The following is a 12,457-nucleotide window of genomic DNA, read 5'->3' as shown; positions in this document are numbered from 1 at the left end:
TTTATGCCTGCTCCGGGCGTTTGAACACCAGTTCATTGCCTTGCGAAGCGGCTTCGTCGAAGGCGTAGCCTTCCAGGTTGAAGTCCGCCAGCTGCTCGCTGCGCGTCAGGCGGTTTTTGATGATAAAGCGGCTCATCAACCCGCGCGCTTTCTTGGCGTAGAAGCTGATGACCTTGAACTTGCCGTTCTTCTCGTCGAGGAACACCGGTTTGATCAGCGAGCCGTGCAGCTTGGCCGGCTTCACCGCTTTGAAATACTCGTCTGACGCCAGGTTGACCACCACGTCGTCGCCCTGTTGTTCCAGCGCTTCGTTGAGCTTTTGGGTGATCTGATCGCCCCAGAAGCTGTACAGATCTTTGCCCTTCGGGTTTTCCAGCTTGATGCCCATCTCCAGCCGGTACGGCATCATCAGATCGAGCGGCCGCAGCACGCCATACAGGCCGGACAGCATGCGCAAATGCTGCTGGGCGAAGTCGAAATCGGCTTCGTTGAAATCCTGCGCCTGCAGGCCGGTGTAAACGTCGCCCTTGAACGCCAGCAGCGCCTGGCGGGCGTTGTCCGGGGTAAATTTCGGCTGCCATTCGCTAAAGCGCGCGGCGTTGAGCCCGGCCAGCTTGTCGCTGATGCTCATCAGGCTGGCGATTTGCGCCGGCGTCAGCTCGCGGCAAATGTTGATAAGCCGCTGAGACTTGTCCAGCAGTTCGGGCTGCGTGAAGCGTTCTGTCGCCAGCGGGCTGTCGTAATCGAGCGTTTTTGCAGGGGAAATAATAACGAGCATGGCCAGATCCTGTTTATCCAAGTGCGCATACTGTAGCAAAAAGCGCGGGGAAAAGGGGCTATCGGTCTAATAGGTGGGGCGCGCATCTCACGCGCCCCGGAATACTCAGCGCGGCGGCTGCTTGTCGTCCCACACGCCCGGCTCCAGCTGCGATTTCAGCTCCGGATAACGGTTGGCGTCGAAGGTCGGCAGCTTGCCCAGGCGGCGCTGGCGATGGTAGTCGTCGGCCAGCTTCAGCGCGACCCGCGACAGCAGCAGGATCGCCGTCAGGTTGGTGATCGCCATCAGCGCCATGGAGGTATCCGCCATTTTCCACACCAGCGGCAGCTCCGCCAGCGCGCCGAACATCACCATGCCTAGCGCCACGCAGCGGAAAATCAGCAGGCCGCCCGGATGATTGTGTTCGAGGAACACCAGGTTGCTCTCGGCATAGGCGTAGTTGGCGATGATCGAGGTAAAGGCGAAGAAGAAGATGGCGATAGCGACGAACGGCGTACCCCAACTGCCGACGGCGGTCGACAGCGCGCGCTGTGTCAGATCGATACCGCTGATGCTGTCGGTCGGCTGATCGAGAATGCCGGAGGAGAGGATGATCGCCGCGGTGGCGCTGCAGATGACGATGGTATCGATAAACACCCCGAGCATTTGCACGTAGCCCTGCGAAGCGGGATGCGGCGGATAAGGCGAGGCGGACGCCGCCGCGTTGGGAGCCGATCCCATGCCGGCTTCGTTGGAGAACAGGCCGCGCTGTACGCCCTGGGTCATCGCCTGGGAGATGCCGTAACCGACGGCGCCGGCCGCGGCTTCCTGCAGGCCGAAGGCGCTTTTGAAGATCAGCGCCAGGATCGCCGGCATGTGTTCGATGTTATGGCCAATCACCCAGAGGGCCAGCAACAGGTAGGCACCGGCCATCAGCGGCACCACCAGTTCGGCCACTTTGGCGATGGAACGGATGCCGCCGAAGATCACCACGCCGCTCAGCAGCACCAGACCGATGCCGACGTGCAGCGGCTGTAAGTGGAAGGCGACGGCGGAAGCTTGCGCGATGGAGTTGGCCTGCACGGCGTTGAACACCAGACCGAATGCGATGATCAGGAAGATCGAAAACAGCACGCCCATCCAGCGCATGCCAAGGCCTTTTTCCATGTAATAGGCCGGGCCGCCACGGTAGTTGCCGTTATCGTCTTTGGTTTTATAGAGCTGAGCCAGCGAGCTTTCCACAAATGAGGTGGCCATGCCGATAAACGCCACCACCCACATCCAGAAGATGGCGCCGGGGCCGCCGGCGGTCAGGGCGATGGCGACGCCGGTCAGGTTGCCGGTGCCGACGCGCGCTGCCAGCGTGGTGCACAGCGCCTGGAAAGAGGAGATGCCGGCGCTGTCGCTTTTATTGCTGTTTTTCAACACCGAGAACATGTGGCTGAAGTGGCGGAGCTGGATAAAGCGGGTGCGCAGCGTGAAGTAAATGCCGGTGCCGAGCAGCAGATAAATCAGCACCGACCCCCACAAAATGTTGTTTATAAAATTCATCAGGTCCGTCAATGGATCCCTCCTCTTATCGAAATTTAATGCGCACCTTGCAGCATCCACCGCAGGTGAAAAACATTGGCCTATTTTTTACAAGAGCTTAGCTGGAATCTGTCCGGCGTCAGTCGATTAAGATTTTTCGCAGATTAGCGGACGAATTGCATCAATTTTTTCGAATTTAACATAATTTATTCGGACAATAGCACGTTATTGCCTTTCCATCCGCTCGGTAATGGCGAAAGATATCGGCGTAAACGGTTGCTCGCCCAAGGATAAAACAGATGCTTGTGCGCCGCGGTTTTCCAGCCTTGCACCGGGCTTGGCGCATGTTATTATCAGGGTAGGGCATGGTTGAACAATGCCAAAAGTTCATGCACAAACGATGAGATAATGCCAACATGACCGACAAATTAACTTCCCTGCGCCAGCTGACCACGGTGGTTGCAGATACGGGTGATATCGCGGCAATGAAGCTGTATCAACCGCAGGACGCCACAACCAACCCTTCGCTGATCCTCAATGCAGCCCAAATTCCTGAATACCGCAAACTGATTGACGAAGCCATCGCCTGGGCGCGCGGCCAGAGCAGCGATCGCGAGCAGCAAATCGCCGATGCCGCCGACAAGCTGGCGGTCAACATCGGTCTGGAGATCCTCAAACTGGTTCCGGGCCGCATCTCCACCGAAGTGGATGCACGCCTGTCTTACGACACCGTTGCCAGCGTGGCCAAGGCCAAGCGCCTGATCAAGCTGTACAACGAAGCCGGCATCAGCAACGATCGCATTCTGATCAAACTGGCCTCGACCTGGCAGGGCATCCGCGCGGCGGAGCAGCTGGAGAAAGAAGGCATCAACTGTAACCTGACGCTGCTGTTCTCCTTCGCTCAGGCTCGCGCCTGTGCCGAAGCCGGCGTTTACCTGATCTCGCCGTTCGTCGGCCGTATCCTCGACTGGTACAAAGCCAACGGCGACAAGAAAGAGTTCGCCCCGCACGAAGATCCGGGCGTGATCTCCGTGACCGAAATTTACCAGTATTACAAACAGCACGGCTACAACACCGTGGTGATGGGCGCCAGCTTCCGCAACGTCGGCGAAATCATCGAGCTGGCCGGCTGCGACCGCCTGACCATCGCCCCTGCGCTGCTGAAAGAGCTGGCGGAGAGCGAAGGCGCGCTGGAGCGCAAACTGTCTTATACCGGTGAAGTGAAGGCGCGTCCTGCCGCACTGACCGAACCTGAGTTCTACTGGCAGCACAACCAGGATCCGATGGCGGTCGAGAAACTGACCGACGGCATCCGCAAGTTCGCCGTAGACCAGGGCAAACTGGAAAAAATGATCGCCGACCTGCTGTAATTCCCGCAGATCGCGCAGTAAAAAGGTGGCTCAGGCCACCTTTTTTTATGCCCGACGCCCCTGCCGGCGGGGGAAGCCCTTATACTCTCGGCAATGACAACAGAACGGGGGACGAGCCCGTTCGGACCCCATCAGGCTGTAGAGGTTACGCATGGATATTTTACGTATTGGTTTGGTTTCCGTTTCCGACCGCGCTTCCGGCGGCGTTTACCAGGATAAAGGCATTCCGGCGCTGGAGGAGTGGCTGGCCGGCGCGCTGGCGACGCCGTTCAAGCTGGAAACCCGGCTGATCCCCGATGAGCAGACGCAAATAGAACAGACGCTGTGCGAGCTGGTGGACGAAATGGGCTGCCATCTGGTGCTGACCACTGGCGGCACCGGGCCGGCGCGCCGTGATGTCACCCCCGACGCCACGCTGGCGATCGCCGATCGCGTGATGCCCGGCTTCGGCGAGCAAATGCGTCAGATCAGCCTACACTATGTGCCAACGGCAATTCTTTCTCGCCAGGTGGGGGCGATCCGCAAACAGGCGCTGATCATCAACCTGCCCGGCCAACCGAAGTCGATCAAGGAAACGCTGGAAGGGGTAAAGGATGAGCAGGGCAATGCGGTGGTGCACGGCATCTTCGCCAGCGTGCCTTACTGCATTCAGCTGCTCGACGGGCCTTACGTCGAAACGCATGCCGCAGTGGTAGCAGCATTTCGGCCAAAGAGCGCGCGTCGCGAGATAAACCTCTAAATTTCAGCAATCTGCGAGATCGGCTTCAACCCGTCTGGTGTGAAAATAATTTGCCGCTATAGTAAGGATTCTTTTACAGAAAGCCTGCGGCTTTTATTTTTACAGCCTTTACCGACGGTGCCCTATGCCTCACGACACTAATCGCCGGCTGAACCGGCAAGACTACAAAACGCTGACGTTGGCCGCGTTGGGCGGCGCGTTGGAGTTTTACGACTTCATCATCTTCGTGTTCTTCGCCGCCGTGGTCGGCGATCTGTTCTTCCCGGCGGACATGCCGGAATGGCTGCGGCTGGTGCAAACCTTCGGTATCTTCGCCGCCGGCTATCTGGCCCGCCCGCTGGGCGGCATCGTGATGGCGCACTTCGGCGATCTGGTCGGCCGCAAAAAGATGTTTACCCTGAGCATTCTGCTGATGGCGTTGCCGACGCTGGCGATGGGCCTGCTGCCGACCTACGCCAGCATCGGCATCGCCGCGCCGCTGTTGCTGCTGCTGATGCGCGTGCTGCAGGGGGCGGCGATCGGCGGTGAGGTGCCGGGTGCCTGGGTCTTCGTCGCCGAACACGTGCCGCGCCGGCGCATCGGCTTCGCCTGCGGCACGCTGACCGCCGGGCTGACGGTGGGCATCCTGCTGGGCTCGGTGGTGGCGACGGTGATCAACACCACGCTCAGCCCGCAGAGCATTGCCGGCGGCGGCTGGCGTATTCCATTCCTGCTTGGCGGCATGTTCGGCCTGGTGGCGATGTACCTGCGCCGCTGGCTGCAGGAAACGCCGATCTTTATCGAGATGCAGGCGCGTAAAGCGCTGGCCGAGGAGCTGCCGCTGAAATCGGTGGTGCTCAACTACAAACGGGAAGTGGCGGTGTCGATGCTGCTGACCTGGCTGCTCTCCGCCGGCATCGTGGTGGTGATCCTGATGACCCCGACCTATCTGCAAAAGCAGTTCGGCATCGCGCCGGCCTTGACGCTGCAGGCCAACAGCATCGCCACCATCATGTTGATCGCCGGCTGCATCGTCGCCGGTTTGTCGGCCGATCGCTTCGGTGCCAGCAAAACGCTGGTGGTCGGCAGTGTACTGCTGGCCGGCTGCAGCTGGCTGTTCTATCAGACGGTGGGCGTGCGCCCGGAAATGCTGTTCGCCTGTTATGCTCTGGTGGGGTTCAGCGTAGGCGTGGTGGGGGCCGTACCGTACGTGATGGTGCGGGCATTCCCGGCGGAAGTGCGGTTTACCGGTATCTCGTTCTCATATAACGTCTCGTACGCTATTTTTGGCGGTTTAACCCCTATTTTTGTGACGTTGATCATGAAATTAACCCCGTTAGCGCCCGCTTACTATGTGTTGGCGCTGTCGCTCATCGGGCTGCTGCTCGGCTTCTACCTGCATCGTGACCTGAACAGCGAAGCCGGGGAGCGGCGAGCCGATTCCTACAGCTAAAAAAAAGCCCTGCAGTGCAGGGCTTTTTCATCAGGGGCGGGCGATTACGCCGTGACCGGTGAGGCCGCGACGCGCGCCGGAGCCGGTTCGCCAATCGGCAGCACGGTGCGGCCATACTGCTCGTTGAGTACTTCGGCCATCGCCAGGTAAATGGCGCTGGCGCCGCAGATAATCCCTTCATAGCCGGCGAAGGTCAGCAGCGTGTGGTTGCCGGTGATGTTGCCGACGGCCAGCAGGGCGAACAGCAGCGTCAGGCTGGCGAACACGAACTGCAGCACGCGGTTGGCGCCCAGGGTGCCGAAGAACATGAACAGGGTGAAGACGCCCCACAGCGCCAGGTAGATGCCCAGCACGTGGGCCTCGGTGGCCTCTGCCAGGCCCAGACGCGGCAGCAGCAGCAGGCCGACCAGGCTCAGCCAGAAGCTGCCGTAGGCGGTGAAGGCGGTCATGCCGAAGGTGTTGCCCTTCTTGTACTCCAGCAGTCCGGCCAGGATCTGTGCCAGGCCACCGAAGAAAATCCCCATGCTGATGATGGCGGAGTTCAGTGGGAAAAAGCCCGCGTTGTGCAGGTTCAGCAAGACGGTGGTCATCCCGAAGCCCATCAGGCCGAGAGGGCCGGGATTCGCCAACTTGTTGGTGTGCATAAGTCCTCTGCGATAACAGAAAATTAACGGAAACAGCGAATTAAAATCATAAATGGTCTGAATGGCCAAAAAATCGAAGTTTTCCACCAGAGCGCGCGCATCATAATGATCCCCGCAACCGGAAACAATGATCTGAATGACGATAAAAAAAGAAATTTTTTTCGCCTTGCCCCTTGATGCCGGGTTGGATGGCCCCATCTTATTTGCAACCGCAGCTGCTAACCGCGGGTCGCACTGAGATATCGGGCAGTTGAAAAGCAAAAAATCGCCCGCATATAGGTTAGCAACCTGACTGATTATGAATTTTTTAGTGGAGACGTTTAGATGGGCAAAATTATTGGTATCGACCTGGGTACGACCAACTCTTGCGTAGCAATTATGGATGGTGCCAAGGCACGCGTGCTGGAAAACGCCGAGGGCGACCGCACCACTCCTTCTATTATCGCATATACCCAGGACGGTGAAACTCTGGTTGGCCAGCCGGCTAAGCGTCAGGCAGTCACCAACCCTGAAAACACCCTGTTCGCCATCAAGCGCCTGATCGGTCGCCGCTTCCAGGATGAAGAAGCGCAGCGCGACAAAGCGATCATGCCGTACAAAATCGTCGAAGCCGACAACGGCGACGCCTGGCTGGAAGTGAAAGGCCAGAAAATGGCTCCGCCGCAGATCTCTGCGGAAGTGCTGAAAAAAATGAAGAAAACGGCGGAAGATTACCTGGGCGAACCGGTAACTGAAGCGGTTATCACCGTACCGGCTTACTTCAACGACGCCCAGCGTCAGGCGACCAAAGACGCCGGCCGCATCGCGGGTCTGGAAGTCAAGCGCATCATCAACGAACCGACCGCGGCGGCCCTGGCCTATGGCCTGGACAAAGAAGTCGGCAACCGCACCATCGCGGTTTATGACCTGGGCGGCGGTACTTTCGATATCTCCATCATCGAAATCGACGACGTTGACGGCGAAAAAACCTTCGAAGTGCTGGCGACCAACGGTGACACCCACCTGGGTGGCGAAGACTTCGACAGCCGTCTGATCAACTACCTGGTGGAAGAGTTCAAGAAAGATCAGGGCATCGATCTGCGCAACGATCCGCTGGCGATGCAGCGTCTGAAAGAAGCCGCTGAGAAAGCGAAGATCGAACTGTCTTCCGCTCAGCAGACCGACGTTAACCTGCCGTACATCACTGCAGACGCGACCGGTCCAAAACACATGAACATCAAAGTGACTCGCGCCAAACTCGAGTCGCTGGTTGAAGATTTGGTGGCGCGCTCCATCGAGCCGCTGAAAGTGGCGCTGAAAGACGCAGGCCTGTCGGTTTCCGACATCCAGGACGTGATCCTGGTGGGCGGCCAGACCCGTATGCCAATGGTGCAGAAGAAAGTCGCAGACTTCTTCGGCAAAGAGCCGCGCAAAGACGTGAACCCGGACGAAGCGGTTGCCGTGGGCGCTGCGGTACAGGGCGGCGTGTTGGCCGGTGATGTGAAAGACGTTCTGCTGCTGGACGTGACCCCGCTGTCGCTGGGTATCGAAACCATGGGCAGCGTGATGACGCCGCTGATCACCAAAAACACCACTATCCCGACCAAGCACAGCCAGGTGTTCTCTACTGCGGAAGACAACCAGTCTGCGGTAACCATCCACGTGCTGCAGGGTGAGCGTAAGCGCGCCAGCGATAACAAATCTCTGGGCCAGTTCAACCTGGACGGCATCCAGGCGGCGCCGCGCGGCATGGCGCAGATCGAAGTGACCTTCGATATCGATGCCGACGGCATCCTGCACGTGTCTGCCAAAGACAAGAACACCGGCCGTGAGCAGAAGATCACCATCAAGGCATCTTCTGGCCTGAACGAAGACGAAATCCAGAAAATGGTGCGCGACGCCGAGCTGAACGCTGAAGCTGACCGCAAGTTTGAAGAGCTGGTACAGACTCGCAACCAGGCGGATCACCTGATCCACGGCACGCGCAAACAGCTGGAAGAAGCGGGCGACAAACTGCCGGCGGAAGACAAAACGGCGATCGAAGCGGCGCTGAAAGATCTGGAAGCGGCGGTGAAAGGCGAAGATAAAGCCGAGATCGAAGCGAAGACCCAGGCGTTGGTGCAGGTTTCCGGCAAGCTGCTGGAAATGGCTCAGGCGCAGCAGGCTCAGCAGGGTGCTGACGCCGGCGCGGACAACGCGGCGCAGAAAGACGACGACGTGGTTGACGCCGAGTTCGAAGAAGTTAAAGACAAAAAATAATCGCCCTTAAGCGGGCACGGGGCGGCCGAGGTGCCGCTCCCGGAAACCAGCACGGGCGTCGAGGCAACTCTGCGCCCGTGCACGCATGTTAAGGGTAAGCGAAAGAATGGCGAAGAAAGACTATTACGAGATTCTCGGCGTCAGCAAGACGGCGGATGAACGTGAGATCAAAAAGGCGTACAAACGCCTGGCGATGAAATACCATCCTGACCGCAACCAGGAACAAGACGCCGAAACCAAGTTTAAAGAAGTTAAAGAAGCTTACGAAGTCCTGACCGACGATCAGAAACGCGCGGCCTACGACCAGTATGGGCACGCGGCCTTTGAGCAGGGCGGCATGGGCGGCGGCGGCTTTGGCGGCGGCGCCGACTTCAGCGATATCTTTGGCGACGTGTTTGGCGACATCTTCGGCGGAGGCCGCCGTCAGCGCGCCAGCCGCGGTTCCGATCTGCGCTATAACATGGAGCTGACCCTCGAGGAAGCGGTACGTGGCGTCACCAAAGAGATCCGCATCCCGACGCTGGAAGAGTGCGACGTCTGCCACGGCAGCGGCGCCAAACCGGGCAGTTCGCCGGTCACCTGTCCAACCTGTCACGGCCAGGGCCAGGTGCAGATGCGTCAGGGCTTCTTCACCGTGCAGCAGGCGTGTCCGCACTGCCATGGCCGCGGCCAGATCATCAAAGATCCGTGCAACAAGTGCCACGGCCACGGCCGGGTAGAAAAATCCAAAACGCTGTCGGTGAAAATTCCGGCCGGCGTGGATACCGGCGATCGTATCCGCCTGGCGGGTGAAGGCGAAGCCGGCGAGCACGGCGCACCGGCGGGCGATCTGTACGTTCAGGTGCAGGTGAAGGCGCACCCGATCTTTGAGCGTGAAGGCAACAACCTGTACTGTGAAGTGCCGATCAACTTCGCCATGGCGGCGCTGGGCGGCGAGATTGAAGTGCCGACGCTGGACGGCCGGGTGAAACTGAAGGTGCCTTCGGAGACCCAAACCGGCAAGCTGTTCCGCATGCGCGGCAAGGGCGTGAAATCGGTGCGTGGCGGCAGCCAGGGCGACCTGCTGTGCCGCGTGGTGGTGGAAACCCCGGTCAATCTGAACGACAAGCAAAAGCAGCTGCTGCGTGAGCTGGAAGAGAGCCTGGGTGGCCCGTCCGGCGACAAGAACAGCCCGCGCTCGAAGAGCTTCTTCGACGGGGTGAAAAAGTTCTTTGACGATCTGACTCGCTAACCTGCTGTTTCTGTTGGTTTATGTGCGAACCCCGGGCATCTGTCCCGGGGTTTTTATTTGCGCGCTAAACCGCTAATTCCACAACGTAAATGTGACTTATTCGTGCTTTTTATCGGTTTTTTCGAGCTATTTAGCATTTATAAACTTATTTTTTCGAACTAAAACGCCCTCTATACTCACTTCATGACTGTGGTTCGCAGGGCGCTATGTCCTGCACAGATTTGGAGAGACGTACTGTGACCAACATCATTCGTCAATTTTTACGTCAGGAAGCCGCGGGCGGTATCATTCTGATCGCGGCGGCGATCGTCGCCCTGATCATGGCCAACACCCCGGCGCAGGGGATCTATCAGGCATTCCTTAACCTGCCGGTGATGGTGAAGGTAGCTTCGCTGGAGATCGCTAAACCGCTGCTGCTGTGGATAAACGACGGCCTGATGGCCATCTTCTTCCTGGTGGTGGGGCTGGAGGTCAAGCGCGAGCTGATGCAAGGCTCGCTGTCCGGGCGCGACAAAGCGGTGTTTCCGGCGATCGCCGCGCTGGGCGGCATGTTGGCGCCGGCGCTGATTTACCTGCTGTTCAACGGCGCGGATGAAGTTACCCGCCAGGGTTGGGCGATCCCGGCCGCGACCGACATCGCCTTTGCGCTGGGCGTCATGGCGCTGCTGGGCAACCGCGTGCCAACCAGCCTGAAAGTGTTCCTGTTGGCGCTGGCGATCATCGATGACCTGGGCGTGATCATCATCATCGCGCTGTTCTACACCCACGAAGTGTCGATGGTGGCGCTGGGCGTGGCGGCGGCGGCGACGGCGCTGCTGGCGGTGATGAACTGGCGCGGCGTGGGCAAGACCTCGCTGTACATGATGGTCGGCCTGGTGCTGTGGGTGGCGATCCTCAAGTCCGGGGTGCATGCGACGCTGGCCGGGGTGATTGTCGGCTTTATGATCCCGTTGAACGTCAAAAAGGGGCCATCGCCGTCGGAAACGCTGGAGCATGAGCTGCACCCTTGGGTGGCGTTCATGATCCTGCCGCTGTTCGCTTTCGCCAACGCCGGGGTCTCTTTGCAGGGCGTATCGCTGGAGGGATTGACGTCGCTGCTGCCGGTCGGGATTGCGGCTGGCCTGTTTATCGGCAAGCCGCTGGGGATTTTCCTCTTCAGCCTGCTGGCGGTGAAAATGGGCATCGCCCGTTTGCCTGAAGGTATCGGCTTCAAACAGGTGTTTGCCGTTTCGGTGCTTTGCGGCATTGGTTTTACCATGTCGATTTTTATCGCCTCGCTGGCGTTCGGCGATGCGGATGCGGCGCTCAGCACCTATTCCCGCCTGGGGATCCTGTTGGGCTCCACCACTGCGGCGGTGGTAGGGTATGGATTACTGCGTCTGGCGTTGCCGCGCGTGCGTTAATCCTGAATGTGCCCGGTAAGGGCACATAATAAAATGGCTGGTCGGAGCTGTACGGTATAAAATATGTGCAGCTTCGGCCGTTCTTCGTTGGGACTAATGGGGCTATACGTTGTCTGAAGCAGGGAAAGGAAGTTTGTCGCTCGTCACGGCACACCGTTTGCCGCTGCGAAACGTTGTTAAGGAGAGCCGCTCGTGAGGATGTCGCATATCAACTTTAATCACCTTTACTATTTCTGGCAGGTCTGCAAGGCCGGTTCCGTGGTCGGTGCCGCCGAAGCGTTGTTTCTGACGCCGCAGACCATCACCGGCCAGATCAAAGCGCTGGAAGAGCGGTTGGACGGCAAGCTGTTCAAACGCCAGGGGCGCGGGTTGGTGCCTTCGGAGCTGGGGCAGCTGGTGTTCCGCTATGCCGACAAGATGTTCATGCTCAGCCAGGAAATGCTGGATATCGTCAACTACCGCAAAGAGTCCAACCTGTTGTTCGACGTCGGCGTGGCGGACGCGCTGTCGAAGCGGCTGGTCAGCCAGGTATTGGAAGCGGCGGTGGTGGTGGACAACGAGCAGATCCACCTGCGTTGCTTTGAATCGACGCACGAGATGCTGCTGGAGCAGCTCAGCCAGCACAAGCTGGATATGATCCTGTCGGATTGCCCGGTGGACTCCAGCCAGCAGGAAGGGCTGTTCTCGCTGAAGCTGGGCGAGTGCGGCATCAGCTTTTTCTGTCGCCAGCCGGCGCCGGAGCTGCCGTTTCCGGCCTGTCTGGAGCAGCGCAAGCTGCTGATCCCCGGCCGTCGTTCGATGTTGGGGCGCAAGCTGCTCAACTGGTTCAATACGCAGGGCATTCAGGTGGAAATTCTGGGCGAGTTCGACGATGCGGCGCTGATGAAGGCCTTCGGCATGTACCACAATGCGATCTTCGTGGCGCCGACGCTGTATGCGCAGGATACCTACAACGATGACAACGTGGTGGAGATTGGGCGCATCGACAGCGTGCAGGAGGAGTATTACATCATCTTCGCCGAGCGCATGATCCAGCATCCGGCGGTGCAGCGCGTCTGCAACAAAGACTTCTCGGCGCTGTTTTCCTGCTAGCGGTTCACTGAACGCAGGACG

10 protein-coding genes are annotated in these 12,457 nt (G+C 59.1%); 7 read left to right on the top strand and 3 right to left on the bottom strand.

What is annotated here, in order from left to right:
• Position 1: 1 nt before the first annotated feature.
• A complete protein-coding gene (gene yaaA, locus ACMGF9_RS20400) occupies positions 2 to 778 on the bottom strand; it encodes a peroxide stress protein YaaA (RefSeq protein ID WP_118892456.1) in 777 nt (258 codons plus the stop codon).
• A 105-nt stretch (positions 779 to 883) separates the two neighbouring features.
• The gene (locus tag ACMGF9_RS20395; RefSeq protein WP_082997241.1) at positions 884 to 2,320 is read right to left on the bottom strand and encodes an alanine/glycine:cation symporter family protein; all 1,437 of its coding nucleotides are present in this window, start codon (positions 2,318 to 2,320) and stop codon (positions 884 to 886) included.
• A 383-nt stretch (positions 2,321 to 2,703) separates the two neighbouring features.
• Between ACMGF9_RS20395 and tal the strand changes: the two genes are divergently transcribed.
• The 3 genes from tal (at position 2,704) to ACMGF9_RS20380 (ending at position 5,828) form a co-directional block, all read left to right on the top strand.
• The gene (gene tal, locus ACMGF9_RS20390; protein ID WP_004932982.1) at positions 2,704 to 3,657 is read left to right on the top strand and encodes a transaldolase; all 954 of its coding nucleotides are present in this window, start codon (positions 2,704 to 2,706) and stop codon (positions 3,655 to 3,657) included.
• Positions 3,658 to 3,808: 151 nt separating this feature from the next.
• Positions 3,809 to 4,396: a molybdopterin adenylyltransferase gene (gene mog / locus ACMGF9_RS20385; protein ID WP_015376607.1), complete on the top strand. Its 588-nt coding sequence runs from the start codon at positions 3,809 to 3,811 to the stop codon at positions 4,394 to 4,396.
• A 124-nt stretch (positions 4,397 to 4,520) separates the two neighbouring features.
• Entirely contained in the window at positions 4,521 to 5,828 is a 1,308-nt protein-coding gene (locus ACMGF9_RS20380; protein ID WP_015376608.1) for an MFS transporter, read from the top strand.
• Positions 5,829 to 5,872: 44 nt separating this feature from the next.
• On the opposite strand, the gene satP is transcribed toward ACMGF9_RS20380, so the two are convergent.
• Positions 5,873 to 6,472, bottom strand: a complete 600-nt coding sequence (satP, locus tag ACMGF9_RS20375; protein WP_015376609.1) for an acetate uptake transporter — start codon at positions 6,470 to 6,472, stop codon at positions 5,873 to 5,875.
• A 324-nt stretch (positions 6,473 to 6,796) separates the two neighbouring features.
• Here satP and dnaK point away from each other — a divergent pair, with 324 nt between their 5' ends.
• The 4 genes from dnaK to nhaR all read left to right on the top strand — a co-directional run bounded on the left by dnaK (position 6,797) and on the right by nhaR (position 12,436).
• The gene (gene dnaK, locus ACMGF9_RS20370) at positions 6,797 to 8,710 is read left to right on the top strand and encodes a molecular chaperone DnaK (protein WP_004932972.1); all 1,914 of its coding nucleotides are present in this window, start codon (positions 6,797 to 6,799) and stop codon (positions 8,708 to 8,710) included.
• A gap of 106 nt (positions 8,711 to 8,816) precedes the next feature.
• Positions 8,817 to 9,941: a molecular chaperone DnaJ gene (gene dnaJ / locus ACMGF9_RS20365; RefSeq protein WP_004932969.1), complete on the top strand. Its 1,125-nt coding sequence runs from the start codon at positions 8,817 to 8,819 to the stop codon at positions 9,939 to 9,941.
• 236 nt (positions 9,942 to 10,177) lie between these two features.
• Positions 10,178 to 11,344, top strand: coding sequence for a Na+/H+ antiporter NhaA (nhaA, locus tag ACMGF9_RS20360; protein ID WP_021505367.1), 1,167 nt, complete (start codon positions 10,178 to 10,180; stop codon positions 11,342 to 11,344).
• A 192-nt stretch (positions 11,345 to 11,536) separates the two neighbouring features.
• Entirely contained in the window at positions 11,537 to 12,436 is a 900-nt protein-coding gene (gene nhaR, locus ACMGF9_RS20355) for a transcriptional activator NhaR (RefSeq protein WP_025159627.1), read from the top strand.
• The last annotated feature ends 21 nt before the right edge of the window (positions 12,437 to 12,457 follow it).

Origin of the sequence: Serratia sp. BNK-23 (genome assembly GCF_047456145.1) — a bacterium.
GTDB classification, from domain to species: Bacteria; Pseudomonadota; Gammaproteobacteria; order Enterobacterales; family Enterobacteriaceae; genus Serratia; species Serratia nematodiphila.
Note: the sequence above shows the minus strand (reverse complement) of the source record. Positions and strands in the feature narration are given on the sequence as shown.

Excerpts from the sequence above, each read along its gene's own strand:
- yaaA (WP_118892456.1), bottom strand. The coding sequence starts at position 778 with ATGCTCGTTATTATTTCCCCTGCAAAAACGCTCGATTACGACAGCCCG.
- tal (WP_004932982.1), top strand. The coding sequence starts at position 2,704 with ATGACCGACAAATTAACTTCCCTGCGCCAGCTGACCACGGTGGTTGCA.
- mog (WP_015376607.1), top strand. The coding sequence starts at position 3,809 with ATGGATATTTTACGTATTGGTTTGGTTTCCGTTTCCGACCGCGCTTCC.
- ACMGF9_RS20380 (WP_015376608.1), top strand. The coding sequence starts at position 4,521 with ATGCCTCACGACACTAATCGCCGGCTGAACCGGCAAGACTACAAAACG.
- satP (WP_015376609.1), bottom strand. The coding sequence starts at position 6,472 with ATGCACACCAACAAGTTGGCGAATCCCGGCCCTCTCGGCCTGATGGGC.
- dnaK (WP_004932972.1), top strand. The coding sequence starts at position 6,797 with ATGGGCAAAATTATTGGTATCGACCTGGGTACGACCAACTCTTGCGTA.
- dnaJ (WP_004932969.1), top strand. The coding sequence starts at position 8,817 with ATGGCGAAGAAAGACTATTACGAGATTCTCGGCGTCAGCAAGACGGCG.